This is a genomic window from Pseudonocardia acidicola (assembly GCF_012911935.1).
GTDB classification, from domain to species: Bacteria; Actinomycetota; Actinomycetes; order Mycobacteriales; family Pseudonocardiaceae; genus Pseudonocardia; species Pseudonocardia acidicola.
In genome coordinates this window covers 1-22,180 of the sequence record NZ_JAAXLA010000054.1, presented here as the reverse complement: position 1 = coordinate 22,180, position 22,180 = coordinate 1, and the positions used below count along the sequence as shown (strand labels likewise).

Here is a 22,180-nt window from a genome sequence, read left to right as displayed (position 1 = left end):
GGCAGGCCACCACGGCGCCGGCTACATGTTGCGCCGGTACTGGCCGCCGACCTCGAAGAACGCCTCGGTGAGCTGGCCGAGCGAGCAGACCCGCGCCGCGCTCATCAGCTCGGCGAAGACGTTGCCGTCGCCGGTGGCCGCGTCCTGCAACCGGCGGATCGCGACCTGCGCGGAATCGGCGTGCCGGGCCTGGAAGTCGGCCAGCCGGTCGAGCTGGGACTTCTTCTCGTCCTCGGTCGCCCGGGCCAGCTCGATCTCGAACGGCTCGTCGTCGTCGGTGTCGGGCCTGGTGAACCTGTTTACCCCGATGATCGGCAGCGTGCCGTCGTGCTTGCGGTGCTCGTAGAGCATCGACTCGTCCTGGATCTTGCCGCGCTGGTAGCCGGTCTCCATCGCACCCAGCACGCCGCCGCGCTCGGCGATCGCGTCGAACTCGGAGAGCACCGCTTCCTCGACCAGGTCGGTCAGCTCGTCGATGATGAACGAGCCCTGCAGCGGGTTCTCGTTCATCGACAGGCCCCACTCGCGGTTGATGATCAGCTGGATGGCCATCGCCCGGCGCACCGAGGACTCGGTCGGCGTCGTGATCGCCTCGTCGTAAGCGTTGGTGTGCAGCGAGTTCGCGTTGTCGTAGAGCGCGCACAGCGCCTGCAGCGTCGTGCGGATGTCGTTGAAGTTCATCTCCTGCGCGTGCAGCGACCGGCCGGAGGTCTGTACGTGGTACTTCAGCTTCTGCGAGCGCTCGTTCGCGCCGTAGCGCTCGCGCATCGCCACGGCCCAGATCCGCCGCGCCACCCGGCCGATCACCGAGTACTCGGCGTCCATGCCGTTGGAGAAGAAGAACGACAGGTTCGGCGCGAAGTCGTCGATGTCCATCCCGCGCGCGAGGTAGCTCTCGACGTAGGTGAACCCGTTGGCCAGGGTGAAGGCGAGCTGGCTGATGGGGTTCGCCCCGGCCTCGGCGATGTGGTAGCCGGAGATCGACACCGAGTAGAAGTTCCGCACCTTGTGCTGGATGAACCACTCCTGGATGTCGGCCATCATCCGCAGCGAGAACTCGGTGGAGAAGATGCAGGTGTTCTGGCCCTGGTCCTCCTTGAGGATGTCGGCCTGCACCGTGCCGCGCACGTTGGCCAGGGCGAAGGCGGCGAGCTCCGCGCGCTCCTCGGCCGACGGCGCACGGCCGTGCTCGGCCTCGAACTTGTCCACCTGCTGGTCGATCGCGGTGTTGAGGTAGAACGCCAGGATCGTCGGCGCCGGGCCGTTGATCGTCATGGAGACCGAGGTGGTCGGGGAGGTCAGGTCGAACCCGTCGTAGAGCACCTTCATGTCCTCGAGCGTCGCGATCGAGACACCCGAGGTGCCGACCTTGCCGTAGACGTCGGGGCGGGTGTCGGGGTCGCGGCCGTAGAGCGTCACCGAGTCGAACGCGGTCGACAGCCGCTTGGCCTCGGAGTCGGCGGACAGGTACCGGAACCGCCTGTTGGTGCGGAACGCGTCGCCCTCACCGGCGAACATGCGGGCCGGGTCCTCGCCCTCGCGCTTGAACGCGAACACCCCGGCGGTGAACGGGAACCTGCCCGGCAGGTTCTCCCGGCGCAGGAACCGCAGCAGCTCCGGGTCCTCGGTGAACCTCGGCAGCGCGACCCGGCGGACCCGGCTGCCGGACAGGGTCTCGCGGGTGAGCGTGGTGCGCAGCTCCTTGTCGCGGACCCGCACGACCAGTTCGTCGCCGGAGTAGTCCTCGACGACCTGGGGCCACTCGTCGAGCAGCGCGGCGGCCTGCGGGTCGAGGGCCTTCTCCGCGGACTCCAGCACGGCGTCGATGCCGCCGGCCTCGGCGCCGGCCTTCTGCAGCGCGGCCTTGGCGGTGCGCAGGTGCTGGCGTTCGCGGGCGGCGTCGGCCTGCTTCGCGGTCTGCTCGTGGTAGCCGCGGACGGTCGCGGCGATGTCGGCGAGATACCGGCTCTTCTGCGGCGGGATGATCGCGGCGTGCTCGCTGGAGGTCTTGCGCTCGGTCGTGGGCAGCCGGCCCTCGTGCACGGTCAGGCCGTTCTCGCCGAGCAGCCCGGTGAGGTGCCGGTAGAGCGCGGTGACGCCGTCGTCGTTGAACGTCGCGGCGCTGGTGCCGAAGACCGGCATGTCCTCCCAGGCGGCGCCGAACTCGTCCCGGTTGCGGATGAGTTGCCGCGCCACGTCGCGGCGGGCGTCCTCGGCACCGCGGCGCTCGAACTTGTTGATCGCGACGACGTCGGCGAAGTCCAGCATGTCGATCTTCTCGAGCTGCGACGCGGCGCCGAACTCCGGCGTCATCACGTACAGCGAGCGGTCGACGAACGGCACGATGCCGGCGTCGCCCTGGCCGATGCCCGGGGTCTCCACGACGACCAGGTCGAACCCGGCGGCCTTGAGCACCGCGATGGCGTCGCCGAGCTGCTCGGGGAGCTGGCCGTCGGCGCCGCGGGTGGCCATCGAGCGGAAGAACACCTGCTCGCCGGTCAGGCTGTTCATCCGGATCCGGTCGCCGAGCAGTGCTCCGCCGCCCCGGCGCCGGGTCGGGTCGACGGCGAGCACCGCGATGCGCAGCTTGTCCTCCTGGTCCAGCCGGAAGCGGCGGACCAGCTCGTCGGTCAGCGAGGACTTGCCGGAACCGCCGGTGCCGGTGATGCCCAGTACGGGCACCGGGCGCTGCTCGGTGGCCTTCGCGATGCGCTCGCGGACCTCGTCGGGCAACCGTCCGGCCTCGGCCAGGGTGAGCGCGCGAGCCAGCGTGCGGTGCTCTCCGGCGAACAGGCCGTCGTAGGAGTCCGGCGGGGTGGCGGCGAGGTCGACGTCGCACTCCCGGATCATGATGTTGATCATCCCCGGCAGCCCGAGGCGCTGGCCGTCCTCGGGGGAGAACAGGCGCGCGACGCCGCGGGAGTGCAGCAGCTCGATCTCCGCGGGCACGATGACCCCGCCCCCGCCGCCGTAGACCTTGACGTGGCCGGCGCCGCGCTCGCGCAGCAGCTCGACCAGGTAGGTGAAGTACTCGACGTGCCCGCCCTGGTAGGAGCTGATGGCGACGCCGTGCGCGTCCTCCTGGACGGCCGCGGCGACGACCTCGTCGACCGAGCGGTTGTGCCCGAGGTGGATGACCTCGGCGCCCTGCTTCTGCAGGATCCGTCGCATGATGTTGATCGCGGCGTCGTGGCCGTCGAACAGGCTCGCCGCGGTGACGAACCGGACCGGATGGGCGGGCACGTGCAGCTCGGCCATTCTGCGCACCTCTTCTCGTCGCACCGAGTCATCGGCGGCGCCCTGGTCGGAGGTTCGGATCACTCCCATGAACCGTAGGACGTCCAAGTAAATATAGTCGGACGTCCTACTAAGTGTGCAAGCCGCGGAACGGGTGGCGTGCGGCACAGATCACGTCGGCGACGCCGATCCGTGCCGGCCGGTCAGTGGTCGCGCGGGTCCGGCGGGTGCTCCTCCTCGGCGAGTGTCTTCGCGCCGACCTCGGACAGCGCGGGTTCGGGACGGCCCTGCACGCCGACGTGGGCCTCGGCCCGCCAGCGGGCCGCGAGGTCGGGGTGGTGCAGGTCGAAGGCGGGCCGTTCGGAGCGGATGCGCGGCAGTTCGGTGAAGTTGTGCCGCGGCGGCGGGCAGGAGGTGGCCCATTCCAGCGAGTTGCCGTACCCCCAGGGGTCGTCGACGGTCACGACCCGGCCGTAGCGGTAGCTGTGGGCGATGTTCCACAGGAACGGCAGCACCGACGCGCCGAGGATGAACGCGCCGATGGACGAGATCGTGTTGAGCGTGGTGAACCCGTCGGTGGGCAGGTAGTCCACGTAGCGGCGGGGCATGCCTTGGTTGCCCAGCCAGTGCTGTACCAGGAAGGTGGTGTGGAAGCCGACGAACGTGGTCCAGAAGTGGATCTTTCCGAGGGTCTCGTCCATCATCCGGCCGGTCATCTTCGGGAACCAGAAGTAGATCCCGCCGTAGGTGGCGAACACGATGGTGCCGAACAGCACGTAGTGGAAGTGGGCGACGACGAAGTACGAGTCGGACATGTGGAAGTCCAGGGGCGGGGAGGCCAGCATCACGCCGGTCATACCGCCGAGCAGGAACGTGATCAGGAAGCCCAACGCGAACAGCATCGCTGTCTCGAAGCTCAGCTTCCCCTTCCACATGGTGCCGATCCAGTTGACGAACTTGATGCCGGTGGGCACCGCGATGAGGAAGGTGGTGAAGGAGAAGAAGGCCAGCAGGACCGCGCCGGTGGCGTACATGTGGTGCGCCCACACCGCCCCGGACAGCATCGCGATGGCGATGGTCGCGAACACGAGGCCCTTGTAGCCGAACAGCGGTTTGCGGCTGAACACCGGGATGATCTCGGAGATGATGCCGAAGAAGGGCAGCGCGACGATGTAGACCTCGGGGTGGCCGAAGAACCAGAACAGGTGCTGCCAGAGGATCGCGCCGCCGTTGGCCGGGTCGAAGGCGTGCGCGCCGAGGTGCCGGTCGGCCTCCATCCCGAACAGTCCGGCGGTGAGCACCGGGAACGCGATGAGGATGAGGATCGCCGTCACGAACACCGTCCAGGTGAACAGCGGTACCCGGAACATCGTCATCCCCGGCGCGCGCAGGCAGACCACCGTGGTGATGAAGTTGACCGCACCCAGGATGGTGCCCAGCCCGGACAGGATGAGGCCCATCGCCCACAGGTCTCCGCCGGGCCCCGGCGAGTGCATGGCGTCGTGCAGCGGGCTGTAGGCGAACCACCCGAAGTCGGCGGCGCCGCCTGCGGTGAGGAACCCGCTCATGACGATCAGCCCGCCGAACAGGAACAGCCAGTAGGAGAAGGCGTTCAGCCGCGGGAACGCCACGTCCGGGGCGCCGATCTGCAGCGGCACGATGTAGTTCGCGAACCCGAACAGGATCGGCGTCGCGTACAGCAGCAGCATGATCGTGCCGTGCATGGTGAACAGCTGGTTGTACTGCTCGTTGGACAGGAACTGCTGCCCCGGACGGGCCAGTTCGGCGCGCATCAGCAGCGCCATGGCGCCACCGAGCAGGAAGAAGCCGAACGACGTGACCAGGTACAGGATCGCGATGTCCTTGGGGTCCGTGGTGCGCACCATCTTCAGCAGCCGGCTGCCCTTCGGGGCGCGGCGCGCCGGGTACGGACGCGTGGGAACGGGCGCGGGCCGCACGGTGGTCATGGGCTGCTCCTGCGGGGCGGGACGGTGGTGGGCTGCGGCGTACCCGCTCCCACCCGCTTCGAACGTCGGATGCCCGGTCCGGGGTGAACGTGCTTGATCGGGCCTTCGCGGCGCCCCGTGCAGGCGCGCCGCCGCAGCTGCGCCGGGCGGCCGGAGCGACGTACCTCACCGCGACGTTGCTCACCGCGGGCTGCGCCACGCCGTAGCAGGTGAGAAGGATGAGGCGGTGATACTTGGTCCGACACCTGGCCGCGTGACGACCCGGCTGGTGCCGGTCCCGACGGAGCGGCCCCTGCCCGGCGCCGGCACCCGGTGACCGGCCCGCGCACACGTCACGATCTGCCCCCGGCCTCCGCGACTCTGCTCGTCGTGGGCATCGTCCTGCTCGCGATCAACCTGCGCGGGCCGATCGTCGCGGTGTCCCCGGTACTCGACGCGATCACCGCCGACCTGCGGATCGGCGCCGGTACCGCCGGCCTGCTGACCAGTCTGCCGGTGCTGTGTTTCGGGGTGGCGACGCCGCTGGCGGCGTGGCTGCTCGCCCGTGCCGGGCTCGAGCGCGGGGTACTGATCGCGCTGGCCGCCCTGCTCGCCGGCATCGTGGTGCGCTCCGTCGACGGGGTGCCGGCCGCGCTGGCCGGCACCCTGATCATCGGCATCGCGATCACCGTCGGCAACGTGGCCGTTCCGGTGGTGATCGGGCGCGATCTGTCGCATCGCGCGGGCGCCGTGCTCGGCACCTACACCGCGGCGCTCAACGTCGGATCCATGCTCACCCTGTCGCTGACCGTGCCGATCGCCGCCGCGGTGGGCTGGCGAGCGGCCCTGGTCTCCTGGGGTGTGCTGGTGGTGGCCGCCGCCCTCGTCTGGTGGGGCGCCACCCGGGGCCGCCCGCGCGGGGGCCCCGCACAGGCCGCGGCCGACGCCGACCCCGAGTCCGACCGGCATCCCGTGTGGTGGCGCCGCCCCGTCGTGTGGGGGCTGACGGCCGCGTTCGCCGGGCAGGCCTTCGCCTACTACGGGGTGACGGCCTGGCTGCCGCTGCTGCTGCGCGACGAGCGCGGGCTCAGCGGCAGCGCCGCCGGATTGAGCTCGTCGGTCTTCCAGGTGGCGGCGGTCGTGGGGGCCTTCGGCGTGCCGGCGCTGCTGCGGCTGTGGCCGCCGCGCCCGGTCCTGCTGGTGGTGTGTGCGGGCTGGTCCGCGCTGCCGCTGGGGCTGCTGCTGGCCCCGCAGTGGTGGCCGCTGTGGTGCGGGCTCGGCGGGGCCGCGCAGGGCGGCGGGATCACCGTGATCTTCTCGATGATCGTGTTGCGGGCGCGCAGCCTCGCCGAGAACCGCAGCATGTCCGCGCTGGTCCAGGGTGGCGGCTACGCGGTGGCCGCAGCCGGACCCACCGTCATCGGCACCGTGCACGAGGCCACCGGCGGCTGGACGGTCCCGCTGCTGGCGGTCCTCGGCTCGATCGGTCTGCTCACCGTGGCGGGGGCGCTGTCGGCGCGCCGGCCTCCGGCAACAGCCGGCGCGGGATCGTCCCGCTCGGTGACGTCGGGATCGCCGCGATGAACCCGACGCCGCGCACCGGGGTGTAGATTGCCCCGGCGCCGCGCCGGACTCCTGCGACCGGGATCAGGTCCGCCGCGGCCGGTCGCTACCCTCGGCGCCGCCGTTGTCCGCCACGGGGAAGGGGAGTCCGGTCGCGACCTGGCTGCTGGAGTCGTCGCTGGTCTTCGGCCCGGTGCCCACGACCATCACCGTGCTGGGCGCGCTGGCGATGGCGTTCCTGCTCGTCCGGCGCGGCCGCCGCTGGTGGCGGTGGGTGGTGCCGGCCTGCGTCGGCGGCGCGCTGCTCGCCGTCGCGGCGGCCGACGCCGTGCTGGCGATCTGGCAGCCGTTCCCCGACGCGCTGCCGATCCGGATCCTGGTCTGGGCCGCGGTCATGCTGCTCGCGATCGTGCTGGCCGTGGCCAACTGGTGGTCGGCGCCGTGGTGGCGGCGCGCCGCCACCGTGCCCGCCGTACTGCTGGTGCTCGCCGTGGTCGGTGTGAAGATCAACGCGGTGTACGAGTACCGGCCGACCCTGGGCGCGGTGCTCGGTGTCCCGGCGGCCAACGAGATCGACCTCGGGGCCGTCGCCCGCAACGGCCCCGTCGTCACCCCCGGCCCGGGGGAACCGGTGTCGCGGGTGTGGCGGCCGCCGCCGGGGATGCCTCCGACCGGGAAGGTGGCGCTGGTCGACATCCCGGCCCCGGTGTCGGGGTTTGCGGCCCGGCCCGCGTCGGTGTACCTGCCGCCGGCCTACCTGGTCTCGCCGCGGCCGCTGCTGCCGGTGCTCGTGCTGGTCGCCGGCCAGCCCGGTGTCCCGCAGGACTGGCTGCTCGCCGGGCGGATGGCCGGGGTGCTGGACCGCTTCGCGGCCCGGCACGCCGGTCTCGCGCCGATCGTCGTGATGCCGGACGCGACGGGGTCGTCGCTGGCCAACCCGCTGTGCCTGGACTCCCGGCTGGGCAACGCGGAGACCTACCTGGCCGATGACGTGCCGGCCTGGGTGGCCGCGCACCTGCAGGCGGATCCGGACCCGCGGCACCGGGCGATCGGCGGCTTCTCCTACGGCGGCACGTGCGCGTTGCAGCTCGCGGTGCGCCGCCCGCTGGTGTATCCGACCTTCCTCGACATCTCCGGGCAGGACGAGCCGTCGCTGGGCGGTCGTGCGAAGACGGTGGCGGCGACCTACGGCGGTGACGACACGCGGTTCCGCGCGGTCAACCCGCTGGACATCCTGGCCGGGTCGAGGTTCCCCGACAGCACGGGCATCGTCGCGGTCGGCCGGGACGACGACGTCTACGGGCCGCAGGCCGCGCGGGTGGTCGCCGCCGTGCGGCGCGCCGGCATGCAGGTGGAGCTGCTCACGCTGCCCGGCCGGCACTCGTGGGATGTCGCCACCGGGGCCTTGGAGACCGCGCTGCCACGGCTCGCGGCGCGGATGGGCCTGGTCGATCCCTGACCGCCCCGGGGTGAGCAGCTGCCGCGCTCTCCGCGGACCTCGGCTCGAGGTGGCGGGGCCGGGTCAGCGGTCGACACGGGCCCCGAGCTCGGCGGCGATCCCGCGGGCCCAGGCGCGGATCCTGGTCCAGTCCCGGAAGTCGCCGGCCAGCTCGCCGGTCGCCATCCGGCGGGCGAAGAAGCCGCGGGCGGTGGCCGGATCGAGCTTGCCGCCGAACGTGACGGGCGGGTCGCAGTCCAGCGACCGGCGCCGGCGGCGCACCACCGCGGGCTCGGGCTGCGGGGCGTCGCGGTCGCGGCCGCACGGGCCGGAATGGAACAGCCACACCCGGCGATCGCTCAGCGCCGCGACGTGCCGGCGCAGGAAACGGACCGCGTCCGGGCGCCACCGGCGCAGGTACAGCGCGCTGCCCAGCACGACCGCGCGGTACCCGTCGAGGTCGTGGACCGACCCGGCCGCGCGCACGTCGGTGTCCAGCCCGCACGCGCGCAGCTCGGTGGCGATCGCCTCCGCGATCTCCGCGGTCGCGCCCGACCTCGTCGCGTAGGCCACCAGCACGTCGCTCATCGGGTCCTCCTCGCCGGACGCGGCCGCTGACCGGCTCAGGCTCGCCCGGTGGGGCCGCCACCGAACAGGGCCGCAGGTCCCGCCCGCGGCGGACCACGGCCAGGGACCATCGGCCCCCGCGGCCGGGGCCCTCCGCCGGTGCCGTCCGGCGGTGCCCGCGTCGGAGGCTGCCCCGCAGGTGTGTGCCGACGGGTCGAGGACGGACATGGCACTGACAGGCGGGACGGCGCGGACGGCCGGGACTGCGAGGTGTTCGGGCCGGGTGCCGGTACCCGCGGCGCCCGCCCGCTGAGTGACGTGGTGTCGGGGCAGCTGATCGCCCCCGGCGGGCAGCGGCGCTGGCCGCCGGTGGGATGGAGCGGTCCGCAGCACGGGGTGCTCGTCGCGGCGGTCCGGGCCGCTCCCTCGATCCTGAACACCCAACCGTGGTCGCTGCGGATGCTGCCCGGCCGGGTGGAGCTGTACGCGGACCCGCGGCGCCGCCTCGACCGGCTCGATCCCGGCGCCCGCGGCCTGCTGGTGTCCTGCGGGGCGGCGGTCACGAATCTCGAGTTGGCGATGCGGCACCTGGGTTACCGGCCCGGGATCACCCTGCTGCCCGACGGCCGGCAGCCCTGGCACGTGGCGACGGTGCGGGCGGTCGGGCTGGAGGCGCCCACCCGGGCGACCGAGGAGCGCTACGCCGCGGTCGCGCACCGGCATTGCCACCGCGGGCCCTACACCCGGCGTCCGGTCGCGGCGCAGACCCTGCGGCGGCTGCTCGCCGTCGGCGCGCGGCCCGGCGTGCACGTCCGGCGGATCGACCGCCCCGGCCGGCTCGCCGCCCTCGCCGAGGTGCTCGCGGACGGTGCGAGCCGGCTCGCCGCCGACGAGGAGGCCCGCGCGGAGCTCGCCCGCTGGGTGCGCACCCCGGGCGCCGCCGAGCACGACGGCGTCCCCCGCCGCACCCCGGCGGGCCCCGGGCAGCCGCTACCGGGCCTGTTCGCCGACCCGATGCCGGTCGCGGAACCGGGCGAGCTCACCGCAGCCCTGAGCGGCCGGGTGCTGATCGTCGTCGGGACCGACCAGGACACCCGGACGGACGCGGTGCAGACCGGCCGCAGCACCCAGGACGTGCTGCTCACGGCCACCGCGGCCGGGCTGGCCGGGTCGGTCATCGGCACCGTGCTGGACGTCCCGGGGCTGCGCGAGCGGCTCCGTGTCCGGCTGGGCCTGACCGGGACCCCGCAACTGCTGATCCGACTGGGCTGGGCCTCGGGGCGCGCTGCCGGCAGCCCGCGGCGTGCCCCCGACGCGTTCGTGATCGACCCGCTGCGGGATTCATGACGTGCCGGAGGGGAGAACCGATGGGAGTTCGTGGCGTGAGGGCCGACGTACCGGTGGTCGAGACCTCCGGGCACGGGGAGCTACCGGTCGGGGCGCTCGGCTATCTGCAGCGCACGATCGTGGCGCTGCTGCGGCCGGCCCCCGAGCCGGTGCTCGGCGTCCGGATCCGGCTCACCCGACTACCCGACCCGGCCGTCACACATCCGATGGTCGCCCAGGCCAACGTCGATCTGGGCGGCCGGCTGCTGCGGGTGCAGGTCACCGCCGGCACCGCCGCCGAGGCCGCCGACCTGCTGGCCGCCCGGCTGCGGCGCCGGCTCGAACAGGCGCACACGGACCGCTACCGGCACAGCCGAGGCGAGGGCCGCGATGCCCCCGGCACCCAGCAGGGGCCCGGGGCCCGGGTGTCGCGGCGCAAGTCCTACCGCCTCGCGACGTGCTCGGTGGACGAGGCGCTGGCCGAGATGGAGGGGTGCGACTACGACTTCCACCTGTTCACCGAGGCGGGCAGCGGGCAGGACAGTGTGCTCTACCGCGACGTCGCCGGCCCCCGGCTGGCGCAGCTGCACCCGCAGCCGGACCAGGTGGCCCCGCACACGGCCACCGTGTCGATCAGTGGGCATCCCGCACCGCCGCTCACGACCGAGCAGGCGATCGACCGGCTCGGCCTGAGCGGCCTGCCGTTCCTGTTCTACCGGGACGAGGACAGCCACCGCGGCCACCTGCTCTACCGTCGCTACGACGGCCGGTACGGAGTCATCGCACCGGCCGGTTGAGGTCCGGGCGCCACGAACGGCCCGCCCGTGTTCGGCGGGCCGGTCGTGCTGTGCCGGGGTCAGCTCTTCGAGATCGCGATCTTCTTCGGTTCCGCGGGTGCGGGAGCCTCGGGCATCGGGATCCGGATCTCCAGGACGCCGTTGGTGTACGTCGCGCAGACGTCGGCGTCGGTGACCCCCTCGGGCAGGGTGAGCGCGCGGTGGAAGCTGCCGTAGCGCAGTTCCTGGCGCCGGTACCCGCGCTTCTCGACCTTCTCCTCGTGGGAGCGCTGCGCGTCGATGCGCAGCACCCCGTCGCTCACCGAGACGGTGACGTCCTTGTCCGGGTCGATGCCGGGCAGGTCGGCCCGGATGACCAGGGTGTCTCCCTCGCGGTACTCGTCCACCCGCAGGATGTCCTCACCGGGCCAGAGCGCGAACGGGAACATCCGGCGCGCGGGTGTGGCCTGCATCCAGTCGTCGAAGAACCGGTCCATCCGGTCGAACAAGCCGGCCGGCTCCATCCGATCGCGCCGCTCGATGCTCGACATCTCGTTCACCTCTCGTCGTCACGGGGCCGCGTCCCGACCCCCCGTGACGACGAGGCTGCGCCGCCCCGTGTCGCTCTCACAGGGCCCTTCGTCACCCTTGTCGCAGGGGCACCCGGCCTGACCTGCGACTCGTATGGGCCTCCGCACGAGCCCGCGCGACGAGGTGCGGGTAGTGCAGGTCGAAGGCCGGCCGTTCGGAGCGGATGCGCGGCAGTTCGGTGAAGTTGTGCCGCGGCGGGGGACAGGAGGTGGCCCATTCCAGCGAGTTGCCGTACCCCCAGGGGTCGTCGACGGTCACGACCCGGCCGTAGCGGTAGCTGTGGGCGATGTTCCACAGGAACGGCAGCACCGACGCGCCGAGCAGGAAAGCGCCGATCGAGGAGACGGTGTTGAGCGTGGTGAACCCGTCGGTGGGCAGGTAGTCCGCGTACCGGCGGGGCATGCCCTCCGCGCCCAGCCAGTGCTGCACCAGGAACGTCAGGTGGAAGCCGACGAACGTGGTCCAGAAGTGGATCTTTCCGAGGGTCTCGTCCATCATCCGGCCGGTCACCTTCGGGAACCAGAAGTAGATCCCGCCGTAGGTGGCGAACACGATGGTGCCGAACAGCACGTAGTGGAAGTGCGCGACCACGAAGTAGGAGTCGGAGACCTGGAAGTCCAGCGGCGGGGAGGCCAGCAGGATCCCGGTGAGCCCGCCGAGCAGGAACGTGATCAGGAACCCGATCGCGAACAGCATCGGTGTCTCGAAGGTGAGTTTCCCGCGCCACATGGTGCCGATCCAGTTCACGAACTTGATGCCGGTGGGCACCGCGATGAGGAACGTGGTGAGCGAGAAGAAGGCCAGCAGGACCGCGCCGGTGGCGAACATGTGGTGCGCCCACACCGCCATCGACAACACCGCGATGGCGATGGTCGCGAACACGAGGCCCTTGTAGCCGAACAGCGGTTTGCGGCTGAACACCGGGACGATCTCGGAGATGATGCCGAAGAAGGGCAGCGCGACGATGTAGACCTCGGGGTGGCCGAAGAACCAGAACAGGTGCTGCCAGAGGATCGCGCCGCCGTTGGCCGGGTCGAAGGCGTGCGCACCCAGCAGCCGGTCGCCCAGCAGGCACAGCAGCGCGGCGGCGAGCACCGGGAAGGCCATCAGCACCAGGATGCTCGTCACGAACAGCGTCCAGGTGAACAGCGGCATCCGGAACATCGTCATCCCCGGCGCGCGCAGGCAGACCACCGTGGTGATGAAGTTGACGGCACTGAGGATGGTGCCGACACCGCTCAGCGTCAGCCCGGTGATCCACAGATTTCCCCCGACACCGGGGGAGTGCATCGCGTCGTTCAGCGGGCTGTAGGCGAACCAGCCGAAGTCCGCCGCGCCACCGGGGGTCAGAAACCCGCTCATGACGATCAGCCCGCCGAACAGGAACAGCCAGAACGAGAGCGCGTTCAGCCGGGGGAACGCGACGTCGGGGGCACCGATCTGCAGCGGCAGCACCAGATTGGCGAAGGCGAAGGCCATCGGCGTCGCGTAGAGGAGCAGCATGATCGTGCCGTGCATGGTGAACAGCTGGTTGTACTGCTCGGTGGACAGGAACTGCAGGCCCGGACGGGCCAGTTCGGCGCGCATCAGCATCGCCATCAGGCCGCCGGTCAGGAAGAACAACAGCGACGCGATGACGTAGAGGATCCCGATCTCCTTGTGATCGGTGGTGCGCAGGTACCGCAGCAGCACGGTCCCCTTGGCGGCGTGCCGGACGGGGTACGGGCGGCTGGTGATGACCTGCGGGGTCACCTTCGGGACCGTGGCCGTCATCGCGCCTCCCTCGCCGGTAACGGCGCGACGCTAGGGCACACGTGCCGGGGCCGGTAGGGACCTTCGTCCCCGACGGTCAGCGGCGCCGCGTGGTCGGGCTGTCGTCGATCCGGTAGCCCAGCGAGCTGACCACGTCGATGACCCCGTCCACCCGGCGGACGAGCCGCTCCGCCAGTTCGGCGGTGCTGCGGGTGTCAACCGTGCCGGTCAGGGTGACCAGCCCCTCGTCCACCGTGACCTCGACGCCGGCCGGGTCGGCCCACAGCTGGCGGGCGAACACCTCGGTGCGGATCTCGTCGCGGATCTCGCCGTCGGTACGCAGGAACGCGGCGAGCAGGTCGTGGCGGGCGACGATGCCGACGAGCGTGCCGCGCGCGTCGACGACGGGCAGCCGTTTCACCTCGTGCTCGGTCATCAGCCGCGCCGCCCGGGCCAGCATCGCATCCGGTTCGACGGTGACCGGCGGGCTGCTCATCACCGCGCCCGCGGTGTCGCCCGCGGCTCGCCGCACCTCGTCATGAGCCTGCCGGGGCTGCCACCAGTGCGCCGTGTGTGGCGGCTGACCGCTGTGCTTGGCGAGCAGGTCGCGCTCGGACACCACGCCGACGAGCCGGTCGTCGACGTCCAGCACGGGCAAGGCACTGATGCGGTGCTCACTGAGGACCCTGGCGACCTCCTTGAGCGGCATCGCCGGGCGCGCGGTGAGCACGTCGCGCGTCATCACGTCCTGCACGGTCAGGTGTCGCATCGGATCCGCCCGGTGGTCGGGGTGGTGTTCACACCGGCGAGGGTCGGCGTCGCGGCGGCGCCTCACCAGGGCCGGGTGTCGGGTCCGGGTGGGCCGTCCGGACCGTCGCAACGGCCCACCGGTGGAGGGCCTTCGGCCTCTGCATGCCCGGCCGGGGAGATTCCTAGCCTCGGGCCCATGATGCCGCTGACGCGCGCAATCCGGGTGTCCGGTCTGGTCAAGACGTTCGGCGCGACCCGGGCGCTCGACGGTCTCGACCTCGAGATCAAGACCGGCGAGGTACACGGCTTCCTCGGCCCCAATGGGTCGGGCAAGACGACGACGCTGCGCATCCTGCTCGGCCTGTACCGCGCCGACGCCGGAACGGTGCAGGTGCTCGGCGGCGACCCGTGGCGCGACGCCGTCACCCTGCACCGGCGGCTGGCCTACGTGCCCGGCGAGGTCGCGCTGTGGCCCACGCTCACCGGCGGCGAGATCATCGACCTGCTCGGCCGGCTGCGCGGTGGCCTCGACCCGCAGCGGCGGGCCGAGTTGCTGGAGCGCTTCGAGCTCGACCCGACGCGGCGTGCCCGCACCTATTCCAAGGGCAACCGGCAGAAGGTGGCGCTGATCGCGGCGCTGGCCTCCGACGTGGAGCTGCTGTTGCTCGACGAGCCGACCGCCGGGCTGGACCCGTTGATGGAGGCGGAGTTCCGGCGCTGCATCGAGCGGGAGCGCCGGTCCGGGCGCACCGTCGTGCTGTCCAGCCACATCCTCAGCGAGGTCGAGGCGCTGTGCGACCGGGTCAGCATCATCCGCCACGGGCACAGCGTCGACTCCGGAACGCTCGAGGAGATGCGTCACCTCGCCCGGACGGCGGTGACCGCGGAACTGGCCACCGAGGTGCCGCACCTGGACGACGTGCCCGGTGTGCATCACGTCGAGGTTCGGGGCAACCGGGTGCACTGCGACGTCGACGGCAGCGGCCTCGACGAGCTGTTGGCGCTGCTGACCCGAGCCGGCGTGCGCAGCCTGACCAGCCGGCCGCCGACGCTGGAGGAGCTGTTCCTGCGGCACTACCGCGACGAGGGCACTGTCGCCGGCGCCGGGACCGGCGCGCTGTGAGCGGGCCGGTCGTCGCGGCCGAACCCGGACCTACCGGGCAGCCCGCGTCGCCCGCCCGGCCGCGGCCGGTGATCGCGGCCGCCGGGCGGGGCCCGCTCACCGGGACCGGCACGCTGGTACGGCTGGCGCTGCGCCGCGACCACGTGCTGCTGCCCGCCTGGATCACCGTGTTCGTGGTCTCGGCGGCCGGGGCGGCCGCCGCGACCGCCGCGCTGTATCCCACGGTCGAGTCCCGGGTGGCCGCCGCGCTGGCGATCAACGGGACCCCGTCGCTCCTGGCGATCTACGGCCCGGTGTTCGATCCGGCCTCGCTGGGCGCGCTGGCGCTGTGGAAGCTCGGGGCGTGGGGGGCGGCGATGGTCGCGGTGCTGACCATGCTCACCGTCGTCCGGCACACCCGCACCGAGGAGGAGGCGGGCCGGCTCGAGTTGCTCGCCGCAGGAGCGGTCGGCCGGCACGCCGTGCTGGCCGCCGCGCTGCTCGTCGGGGTCGGTGCCGCCGTCGTACTGGGCCTGATCACCGCAGTCGCCCTGATGGCCGTCGGGCTCCCGGTGGCCGGGTCGCTCGCGTTCGGGCTGGCCTGGGCGGCCGCGGGGATCGCGTTCGCCGCCGTCGGCGCCGTTACCGCGCAGCTGGCGCGCAGCGCCCGGGGGGCCAACGGCCTGTCCGCGGCCGCCCTCGGGCTGGCGTTCGCGGTGCGCGCCGTCGGGGACGCGGCCGGCGCCCGCGGCCCGTCCTGGCTGTCCTGGGTCTCGCCCATCGGCTGGAGCCAGCAGGTCCGGCCGTTCGCCGGCGACCGGTGGTGGGTGTTCGCCGCGTCGTCGGCGGCCGGCGTGCTGCTGGCCGGGCTCGCGTTCCGGCTGGCGGGGCACCGCGACCTCGACGCCGGGCTGCTGCCCGACCGGACCGGCCCGGCCCGGGGCGCCCCCGGCCTGCGCAGTCCGTTCGCACTGGCCTGGCGTTTGCAGCGCGGTGGGTTGATCGCCTGGGCGTCCGGTCTGCTGCTGCTCGGCGCGCTGCTGGGCAACGTCGCGACCGGGGCCGGGGGGATGCTGGACAGCCCGCAGGCCCAGGATCTGATCATGCGGCTGGGCGGGCGGCAGGCCTTGTCCGACGCGTTCCTGGCCGCCGAGCTCTCCCTGATCGGGATGCTGGCCGCGGTGTACATGGTGCAGGCCACCCGGCACCTGTACACCGAGGAGTGCACGGGGCGCGCCGAATCGGTGCTCGCCACCGGCGTCGGCCGCATCCGGTGGGCCGCCGGCCACCTTTCCTGCGCCGCGCTGGGAAGCGCGGTACTGCTGGCGCTGGCCGGGCTCGGCGCCGGGGTGGCCTACGGGATCGCCGTCGGCGACGCGCGTCAGGTGGCCGCCCTCGTCGGGGGCGCGCTCGCGCAGCTCCCGGCCGCCTGGGTGCTGGGCGGGCTGGTCGTCGCGCTGTTCGGGTTCGCGCCGCGCCGGGTGGGGGCCGGGTGGGCCGCACTGACGGCGTTCCTGCTGATCGCGGAGATCGGCCCGCTGCTGCGGGTGCCGCAGTGGGTGCTCGACCTGTCTCCGTTCACCCACCTGCCGCGGCTACCGGGTGGAACATGGAGCGTGACTCCGCTACTGGTGCTGCTCGCCGTCGCGGCCGGGTCGACCGCCCTGGGGCTGCTGGGACTGCGCCGCCGCGACGCTGGTGCCGCATGAGCGCCACCGTGGTCCGGCACCCGGGCGGCGCCCGGGCGTACGGCTGAGCGCCGAGTGCGGGATGGAGGTGCGCGGATGCGGCAGACGCTTCGGCTCGGGCGGTTCGCCGGGGTGCCGGTGGAGGTGCACTGGTCGGTAGTGCTCGTCGTCGCCCTGATCGCCCAGTTGCTGGCGTTCACGGTGCTGCCCACGCAGGCACCGGGACTGCATCCCGGGATGTACTGGCTGGTCGGGCTCATCACCGGGGCGGCGCTGATGGGCTCGGTGCTGGTGCACGAGCTCGCGCACGTGGTGGTCGCGCGCCGGTGCGGGATCCGGATCCGGCGGGTGACGTTGTGGCTCATCGGCGGCGTGTCGGAGATGGAGTCCGAACCTGCCCGGCCCGGCGCGCAAGCCGGGATCGCCGTCGCCGGGCCGCTGACCAGCCTCGTGATCGGCGGGGCGCTGGTGGGCCTCGTGCTGGCCGGCCGCGACCAGCACTGGCCCGCGGTCGTCCTCGCCGGGCTGTCCTGGCTCGCCGTGATGAACGTGCTGCTCGGCGCGTTCAACCTGCTGCCCGCCTCGCCGCTGGACGGTGGCCGGGTCCTGCACGGGGTGGTCTGGCGGCTGACCGGCGACCGCGAACGCGGCCGGCGGGTGGCGACGCTGGCCGGGCAGATGCTCGGGTCCGGCTTGACCGTCCTGGGCGTGGTGCTGCTCCTGCGCGGCCGCTGGGACGGGCTGTGGCTCGCGGTGGTCGGCTGGTTCCTCGCCCGGTCGGCGGTCGCGGAGCGGTCCACGGCGACGCTGCGCGGACGGCTGGCGGGGCTGCGGGTGCGTGACGTGATGCGCCCGGCCACGCAGGTGGCGCCCGGCTGGTGGACCGTCGCGGCGTTCGTCGAGCACCTCGTCGGGCACGGGTCCGCCGAACGCGGGTTCCCGATCGTCGACTTCGACGGCAGGCCGGTCGGTGAGCTGACGTTGACCGATCTCGCCCGCCTCGGGGCCGATGCGCGGCTGCGGACCCGCGTGCAGGACGCGGGGCGTCCGCTGCCGGCGGCCCGCCTGCTCGGACCCGACGCGCCGGCGGAGCAGCTGCTCGCGCTGCCGCCGTCCACGTCCACCGACCTCGTCGCGGTGGCCGTCGAGCAGAACCGGCTGGTCGGGGTGATCACCCGGGCCGACCTGATGCGGACCCTCGAGGTGCAGGCGCTGCGCCCGCGACCGGGCCCGGACGGCACCCCTCCGCTCGGGCGGGCGGGCCCCGGGGCGACCGGCGCCGGGTGAGCACCGCCGGCCGGGTGGACGCCGTCGCCCTACGCTGTCGACGCCGTCGACGGGGTGGCCGGATCGTGAGTGGGAGGGCCGATGCGCGCGTGGGTGGTCGACCATCCGGGGCCGATGAAGGACCAGCCCCTGGTGGCTGCGGAGCTCCCCGATCCCGAGCCCGGCCCGGGGGAGGTGCGGGTCCGGGTGCGGGCCTGCGGGGTGTGCCGCACCGACCTGCACCTCGCCGAGGGTGACCTGCCGCCGCACCGCCCCCGCACCGTGCCCGGGCACGAGGTCGTCGGGGTCGTCGACGCGCTCGGGCCCGGCGCGCAGCGCTTCGCCGTCGGCGACCGGATCGGGGTGGCGTGGCTTCGGGGCACCGACGGCAGCTGCCGGTTCTGCCGCTCCGGGCGGGAGAACCTGTGCCCCGACGCCACCTTCACGGGCTGGGACGCCGATGGTGGTTACGCCGAGTACACCCTCGCCCCGGAGGCCTACGCCTACCGGTTGCCCGACGGTGTGGACGACGTCACCGCCGCTCCGTTGCTGTGCGCCGGGATCGTCGGCTATCGGGCGTTGCGCCGGGCCGAGCTGCCCCCGGGCGGGCGGCTGGGGCTGTACGGCTTCGGCGCGTCGGCGCACGTCATCGCACAGGTCGCGATCGCGCAGGGCGCCACGGTGCACGTTCTCACCCGCTCGGCCGCGGCCCGGGCGCTCGCCCTGGAGCTGGGCGCGGCGTCGGCAGGCCCCGCCGCGGGTGCCCCGCCCGAGCCGCTGGACTCCGCGGTGCTGTTCGCACCCGTCGGCGAGCTGGTCCCGGTGGCGATGCGGGCGCTGGACTCCGGCGGGACGCTCGCGGTCGCCGGGATCCACCTGTCCGACATACCCCGGCTGGTCTATGCCGACGAGCTGTTCCGGGAGCGGCAGCTGCGCAGCGTCACCGCGAACACCCGCGCCGACGGCGAGGAGTTCCTCCGGCTCGCCGCCGCGCTGCAGATCCGGCCCACCGTGTCGCCGCGCCCGCTGGCCGAGGCGGACCAGGCGCTGGCCGACCTGGCCGCCGACCGCATCACCGGGGCCGCGGTCCTCACCGTGGGCTAGCGATTCGGGACCTTCGGCCCCGTCCCTTCCGGAGGCGCCCGGTGACGCTGCACGCCGCGCCGCCCGGTCGCGGCGGCCGTCTCGGGTCGACCAGCCGGCTGCTGGCGCAGTCCGCGCCGTGCCCGATCCCGGTGGTGCGTTCCGATCCGATGTGGGCGGGCTGAGCAGGCCCCGCCCGCCGTGCGTTCAGCCGGGAATCGGCTCGAGCAGCTCGTAGAGCGGCCGGCGCGGGGTGCGGGCCGGGGCCGGGCCGATCGCCGGCGGCCAGCCCACCCGGAACACGAGCTGCGGGGACAGCGTGCCGCGCAGTACCTCCGCACCCAGCCGCTCACGGGTGCCCGTGATCTCGAGCGGCTGGCTCAGCGGACTGCTCGCCAGCTCCAGCGCCGTCGCCTCCAGCAGCACGGCGCTCATCGCCTCACCGGCGCGCAGCTGGGACAGCCGGTCGTCCGACGACGTGCCGAGCACCAGCAGTGCCGCGGCGTCCCGCTCGTCGCCGCGCGGCTCGTCGAGGTCGGCATCGGCGAACCGGCGCATCGGCGGCCCCTCGGACCGTGTCGGGTCCCGGGGTACCGCGCCCGCCGGCACCCCGTCCGAGGCGGCACGGGCGCCGCTCCACACGCCGATCTCGGTCTCGTACCCGGGCACCGCGGCCTGCAGCTCGGCGGCCTGCGCGATCGCCGCGACCAGGGCATGGTGCACGGCGGCGTCGGACACCACGCGCAGCACGGCTCCCTGCTCGGCGGCCCGTGCCACCAGCCGGTCGAGATGGGTCGCGGGCACCGGCCACGCGCCGAACCGGCGCCGGTCGGTCCGCCGGGTGTTCATCGCCAGGACCAGCTCGGGTTCGTCGGGGTCCGTCGGCGTCATGCTCAGCTCCACGGTCGCGAGCAGGTCGGGTTCCACCGGATCGGGAAACCGGTGCACCTGCGCGCCGACGCCGAGCGACCCGAGCGCCAACCGCAGGTGGTGCAGCACCGCGCCGCAGCTGAGCAGCAGGTCCCGGCCGTCCGGGTCGGTGGCGGGGAGCCAGCGGCGCAGGTCGGCGTACAGGTCCACCCGGGACTCGCCCAGACGCCAGCGCCACGGCTGCGAGTTGTGCACCGACGGGGCCCGGCAGGCGAGCTCGAGCGCCGCGCGCACGGTGTCCCGGTCGACGGTCTCCACGATCATGACGCGAGCGTGGATCGTGTCGCCGGTCCGCACCACCGGCCGTTGGTCCCGCAGCAGCAGGTCGCTCGGGCCGGCCCGCCGTCCGGGCGCAGCCCGATCAGGCGGCGACGAGTTCGGTGAGCAGCACCTCCACCGAGGTCCCGCCCCCGTGCCGCGCCACCTGCCGCATCTCGCCACCGTGCGCCCGGACGAACTGCCCTGCCAGCAGCGCGGCCAGCCCCGGGTGCTCCGGGCCGGTGGGGTCCGCCGAGGCGGCGCCCGGCGGGGCGACGACGGCCCGCCGCGCCGGATCGTCGTCCTCGACCCCGAGGAGCATCCCCGGCCGCCGCGGCCGGGCCCACACCCGGATCGTGGTGCCGGCCCGCGTGTGCCCGGCGGCGTCGAGCAGCAGGTTCGCGACGATCCGCTGCACCGTCGGGCCGGACAGCGTGACCTCGAACGAGGGCAGGTCGGTCAGCACCCGGCGGCCACCGACATCGGTTCCGGCCAGCGCGTCGCGGACCAGCACGGCGACGTCCGCCCGGTCACCGCGCGGCGGTTCGCCGGTCCGGAGCAGCCGCGCCACCTCGGCGAGATCGCGGCACTGCCCGATCATCACGTCCGACGCGGCGCGGATGTCGGCCAGCGCCCGCGCGCGGTCGTCGCCCCCGACGCCGGGATCGGCGAGCAGGCCCGACAGCCCGGTGATCGCGCCGAGCGCGGGGTACAGGTCGTGGGCGACCGCGGCGAGCAGCATGGACTCCGCGGTCACGGGCCGGCGCGCACGCGGCCCGGCCCGCTCGGGGGTGCCGTGTTGCCGGCCGTCGTCGAACACGACCGCCAGGGGCAGGGGCGCGATGTCCGCCATCCGGACCACCTCCAGGCTCCCGCACCGCGGGAGCACCGCGACGGGTCGTCGACGACGAGCACGGTCGTGCACCCGGCGGCGCGACCGGCAGGGCCGTCGGCCATCGGGCGAGCCTACGACCCGCGGGCGCCCGTCGACCCGGTCAATCTGCGGGCGCCGGCAGCGGACGCGGATGCCGGCGGACCCGCAGCCGGCGGGCCTGCCCTGCGTCGGCCCCTCACCTGCGGGGAGGTGACGTTCGGCGAGCCGGCAGCGGGCCGGGAGCCCCTGTCGTGCGGATCCGACCGAGCGGACGCTGACCGCCATGACGCCGAACCCGCCGCCGTACCCCGTCCGCGTGCAGGGTCGCCTGGAACCCGACCTGTCCCGGGGCCTGTGGCTGATCAAGTGGTTGTTGCTGATCCCGCACCTGATCGTGCTGGCCTTCCTGTGGCTGGCGTTCGGCGTGCTCACGATCGTCGCGTTCTTCGCGATCCTGTTCACCGCGCACTACCCGCGCGGGATCTTCGGGCTCAACCTCGGTGTGCTGCGCTGGTCGTGGCGAGTGGCCTTCTACGGCTACGGCGCGCTGGGCACCGACCGCTATCCACCGTTCACTCTGGCCGACGTCGAGGACTACCCGGCCCGGCTCGACATCGACTACCCCGAGCGGCTCGACCGCGGCCTGGTGCTGGTCAAGTGGTGGTTGCTGGCGATCCCGCACTACCTCGTGCTCGGCTTCTTCGTCGGCGGCTGGGTCACGACCGCGAGCGGCACCAGCTCGACGACCGGGGTGAGCTTCGCCGGTGGTCTCGTCGGCCTGCTGGTCCTGTTCGCGGGGATCGTGCTGCTGTTCGCGGGTCGCTACCCGGGCGGGATCTTCGACCTGGTGACCGGGATGGACCGGTGGGCGCTGCGGGTCACGGCCTACACGGCGTTGATGACCGACAGCTACCCGCCCTTCCGGCTCGACCAGGGCGGCCCCGAGCCGGCCCCGGTGTCGCCGGCGCCGCTGCCCGGGGACACGGCGCGGGCCGCCGCGGCGCCGCCCGGTGCCGCACCGGCGACCTGTCTC

The 22,180-nt window shown here is 73.4% G+C and carries 17 protein-coding genes; 9 read left to right on the top strand and 8 right to left on the bottom strand.

The genetic code is table 11. The features are described 5' to 3' along the window. Positions 1 to 21 precede the first annotated feature (21 nt). Entirely contained in the window at positions 22 to 3,258 is a 3,237-nt protein-coding gene (gene icmF, locus HF526_RS23940; protein ID WP_169383814.1) for a fused isobutyryl-CoA mutase/GTPase IcmF, read from the bottom strand. A 182-nt stretch (positions 3,259 to 3,440) separates the two neighbouring features. Continuing rightward, complete coding sequence (gene ctaD / locus HF526_RS23935) at positions 3,441 to 5,204, bottom strand: aa3-type cytochrome oxidase subunit I (RefSeq protein ID WP_169383813.1); 1,764 nt, start codon at positions 5,202 to 5,204, stop codon at positions 3,441 to 3,443. Between the two features lie 369 nt (positions 5,205 to 5,573). On the opposite strand from ctaD (HF526_RS23935), the gene HF526_RS23930 reads away from it, so the two are divergent. Continuing rightward, entirely contained in the window at positions 5,574 to 6,767 is a 1,194-nt protein-coding gene (locus HF526_RS23930) for an MFS transporter (RefSeq protein WP_211177717.1), read from the top strand. Between the two features lie 103 nt (positions 6,768 to 6,870). Further along, on the top strand, positions 6,871 to 8,205 hold the full coding sequence (locus tag HF526_RS23925) for an alpha/beta hydrolase (RefSeq protein ID WP_211177716.1): 1,335 nt from the start codon (positions 6,871 to 6,873) through the stop codon (positions 8,203 to 8,205). A gap of 63 nt (positions 8,206 to 8,268) precedes the next feature. On the opposite strand, the gene HF526_RS23920 is transcribed toward HF526_RS23925, so the two are convergent. Continuing rightward, on the bottom strand, positions 8,269 to 8,772 hold the full coding sequence (locus HF526_RS23920; protein WP_169383812.1) for a flavodoxin domain-containing protein: 504 nt from the start codon (positions 8,770 to 8,772) through the stop codon (positions 8,269 to 8,271). 249 nt (positions 8,773 to 9,021) lie between these two features. Between HF526_RS23920 and HF526_RS23915 the strand changes: the two genes are divergently transcribed. Continuing rightward, on the top strand, positions 9,022 to 10,098 hold the full coding sequence (locus tag HF526_RS23915; RefSeq protein ID WP_169383811.1) for an Acg family FMN-binding oxidoreductase: 1,077 nt from the start codon (positions 9,022 to 9,024) through the stop codon (positions 10,096 to 10,098). Between the two features lie 35 nt (positions 10,099 to 10,133). Continuing rightward, positions 10,134 to 10,874, top strand: coding sequence for a sigma 54 modulation/S30EA ribosomal C-terminal domain-containing protein (locus HF526_RS23910; RefSeq protein WP_338051701.1), 741 nt, complete (start codon positions 10,134 to 10,136; stop codon positions 10,872 to 10,874). 59 nt (positions 10,875 to 10,933) lie between these two features. Here HF526_RS23910 and HF526_RS23905 read toward each other — a convergent pair whose 3' ends face one another. The 3 genes from HF526_RS23905 to HF526_RS23895 all read right to left on the bottom strand — a co-directional run bounded on the left by HF526_RS23905 (position 10,934) and on the right by HF526_RS23895 (position 13,965). Continuing rightward, a complete protein-coding gene (locus tag HF526_RS23905; protein ID WP_169383809.1) occupies positions 10,934 to 11,404 on the bottom strand; it encodes an Hsp20/alpha crystallin family protein in 471 nt (156 codons plus the stop codon). A 91-nt stretch (positions 11,405 to 11,495) separates the two neighbouring features. Beyond that, a complete protein-coding gene (gene ctaD / locus HF526_RS23900) occupies positions 11,496 to 13,217 on the bottom strand; it encodes an aa3-type cytochrome oxidase subunit I (protein WP_169383808.1) in 1,722 nt (573 codons plus the stop codon). Between the two features lie 76 nt (positions 13,218 to 13,293). After that, on the bottom strand, positions 13,294 to 13,965 hold the full coding sequence (locus HF526_RS23895) for a CBS domain-containing protein (protein ID WP_169383807.1): 672 nt from the start codon (positions 13,963 to 13,965) through the stop codon (positions 13,294 to 13,296). Between the two features lie 177 nt (positions 13,966 to 14,142). Between HF526_RS23895 and HF526_RS23890 the strand changes: the two genes are divergently transcribed. The 4 genes from HF526_RS23890 to HF526_RS23875 all read left to right on the top strand — a co-directional run bounded on the left by HF526_RS23890 (position 14,143) and on the right by HF526_RS23875 (position 19,106). Continuing rightward, positions 14,143 to 15,069: an ABC transporter ATP-binding protein gene (locus HF526_RS23890; protein WP_211177715.1), complete on the top strand. Its 927-nt coding sequence runs from the start codon at positions 14,143 to 14,145 to the stop codon at positions 15,067 to 15,069. Next, on the top strand, positions 15,066 to 16,757 hold the full coding sequence (locus tag HF526_RS23885) for an ABC transporter permease (protein WP_338051700.1): 1,692 nt from the start codon (positions 15,066 to 15,068) through the stop codon (positions 16,755 to 16,757). The genes HF526_RS23890 and HF526_RS23885 overlap by 4 nt, the downstream gene beginning before the upstream one ends. Before the next feature lie 75 nt (positions 16,758 to 16,832). Beyond that, entirely contained in the window at positions 16,833 to 18,023 is a 1,191-nt protein-coding gene (locus HF526_RS23880) for a site-2 protease family protein (RefSeq protein ID WP_169383806.1), read from the top strand. Between the two features lie 81 nt (positions 18,024 to 18,104). Further along, positions 18,105 to 19,106 carry a zinc-dependent alcohol dehydrogenase family protein gene (locus HF526_RS23875; protein WP_169383805.1) on the top strand — a complete coding sequence of 334 codons (1,002 nt, stop codon included), beginning with the start codon at positions 18,105 to 18,107 and terminating at the stop codon, positions 19,104 to 19,106. Positions 19,107 to 19,292: 186 nt separating this feature from the next. On the opposite strand, the gene HF526_RS23870 is transcribed toward HF526_RS23875, so the two are convergent. Together HF526_RS23870 and HF526_RS23865 are read right to left on the bottom strand one after the other, a co-directional pair. Continuing rightward, positions 19,293 to 20,279, bottom strand: a complete 987-nt coding sequence (locus tag HF526_RS23870) for an Acg family FMN-binding oxidoreductase (protein ID WP_169383804.1) — start codon at positions 20,277 to 20,279, stop codon at positions 19,293 to 19,295. Between the two features lie 97 nt (positions 20,280 to 20,376). After that, complete coding sequence (locus HF526_RS23865) at positions 20,377 to 21,126, bottom strand: sensor histidine kinase (protein ID WP_169383803.1); 750 nt, start codon at positions 21,124 to 21,126, stop codon at positions 20,377 to 20,379. 304 nt (positions 21,127 to 21,430) lie between these two features. Here HF526_RS23865 and HF526_RS23860 point away from each other — a divergent pair. Beyond that, positions 21,431 to 22,180 (top strand): DUF4389 domain-containing protein (locus tag HF526_RS23860; protein ID WP_169383802.1); only part of this gene is annotated, 750 nt, incomplete at its 3' end.

Excerpts from the sequence above, each read along its gene's own strand:
- icmF (WP_169383814.1), bottom strand. The coding sequence starts at position 3,258 with ATGGCCGAGCTGCACGTGCCCGCCCATCCGGTCCGGTTCGTCACCGCG.
- ctaD (WP_169383813.1), bottom strand. The coding sequence starts at position 5,204 with ATGACCACCGTGCGGCCCGCGCCCGTTCCCACGCGTCCGTACCCGGCG.
- HF526_RS23920 (WP_169383812.1), bottom strand. The coding sequence starts at position 8,772 with ATGAGCGACGTGCTGGTGGCCTACGCGACGAGGTCGGGCGCGACCGCG.
- HF526_RS23905 (WP_169383809.1), bottom strand. The coding sequence starts at position 11,404 with ATGTCGAGCATCGAGCGGCGCGATCGGATGGAGCCGGCCGGCTTGTTC.
- ctaD (WP_169383808.1), bottom strand. The coding sequence starts at position 13,217 with ATGACGGCCACGGTCCCGAAGGTGACCCCGCAGGTCATCACCAGCCGC.
- HF526_RS23895 (WP_169383807.1), bottom strand. The coding sequence starts at position 13,965 with ATGCGACACCTGACCGTGCAGGACGTGATGACGCGCGACGTGCTCACC.
- HF526_RS23890 (WP_211177715.1), top strand. The coding sequence starts at position 14,143 with ATGATGCCGCTGACGCGCGCAATCCGGGTGTCCGGTCTGGTCAAGACG.
- HF526_RS23880 (WP_169383806.1), top strand. The coding sequence starts at position 16,833 with ATGCGGCAGACGCTTCGGCTCGGGCGGTTCGCCGGGGTGCCGGTGGAG.
- HF526_RS23875 (WP_169383805.1), top strand. The coding sequence starts at position 18,105 with ATGCGCGCGTGGGTGGTCGACCATCCGGGGCCGATGAAGGACCAGCCC.
- HF526_RS23870 (WP_169383804.1), bottom strand. The coding sequence starts at position 20,279 with ATGATCGTGGAGACCGTCGACCGGGACACCGTGCGCGCGGCGCTCGAG.
- HF526_RS23865 (WP_169383803.1), bottom strand. The coding sequence starts at position 21,126 with ATGGCGGACATCGCGCCCCTGCCCCTGGCGGTCGTGTTCGACGACGGC.